This window comes from Staphylococcus sp. HGB0015, from assembly GCF_000411275.1.
Classification (GTDB): Bacteria; Bacillota; Bacilli; order Staphylococcales; family Staphylococcaceae; genus Staphylococcus; species Staphylococcus schleiferi.
Genome location: NZ_KE150418.1, coordinates 725,018 through 726,117, shown reverse-complemented (window position 1 = coordinate 726,117; position 1,100 = coordinate 725,018). Strand labels below are relative to the sequence as shown.

The following is a 1,100-nucleotide window of genomic DNA, read 5'->3' as shown; positions in this document are numbered from 1 at the left end:
GTTACTGATCCAATGATATCTTCGACTGTTACACCTGTACCGTGATCTTTGTTTACACCATTGCTTTGTGGTTCGTAGGCATCATTGTCTGGTTGTTCGCCAATTGTAACTGGTACTGTAATGTGATCTGTTGTGCCATCTGGATACGTAACAGTCACACCTACATTTGTTGTACCTGATTGAGTACCATCCGGTAATTGTGTTGGGTCATCGATAGTAACTTTTGGTGTTTCTTTACCTTCTGGGTAATTTGGAATCGTTACTGAACCAATGATGTCTTCAGCTGTTACACCTGTGCCATGATCTTTATTCACGCCATTGCTTTGTGGCTCGTAGGCATCATTATCTGCTTGCTCACCAATTGTAACCGGTACTGTAATGTGATCTGTTGTGCCATCTGGATACGTAACAGTCACACCTACATTTGTTGTACCTGATTGACTTCCGTCTGGTAATTGTGACGGGTCATCGATAGTAACTTTTGGTACCTCTTTTCCTTCTGGGTAATTTGGAATAGTTACTGATCCAATGATGTCTTCAGCTGTTACACCTGTGCCATGATCTTTGTTTACACCATTACTTTGCGGTTCGTAGGCATCATTATCCGCTTGTTCGCCAATTGTCACTGGTACTGTAATGTGATCCGTTGTGCCATCTGGGTATGTCACTGTTACGCCTACATTTGTTGTTCCTGCTTCATTTCCATTTGGCAATTCATTTGGATTATCTACCGTTACAGTGTAGTCCCCTTTATTTTCTGGATAATTAGGCACTGTTACTGAATTAATCACATCTTCAGTTGTCACACCTGTGCCGTAATCTTTGTTCACACCATTGCTTTGTGGCTCGTAGGCATCATTATCTGATTGCTCACCGATTGTCACTGGCACCGTAATATGGTCCGTTGTGCCATCTGGGTACGTCACTGTTACACCTACATTTGTTGTTCCCGCTTCATTTCCATTTGGCAATTGCTCTGGACTGTCTACTGTAATATTCGGTGTGCCTTTTCCTTCTGGATAGTTCGGTACCGTCACTGATCCGATTACTTCATCTGCTGTTACACCTGTACCGTAATCTTTATTCACGCCGTTACTTTC

The 1,100-nt window shown here is 42.6% G+C and carries 1 protein-coding gene; it reads right to left on the bottom strand.

The window, feature by feature from the left end; all coding sequences use genetic code 11:
• Positions 1-1,100: Rib/alpha-like domain-containing protein (locus tag HMPREF1208_RS12140; protein ID WP_016426222.1), on the bottom strand; the 1,100-nt coding region annotated here is incomplete at both ends.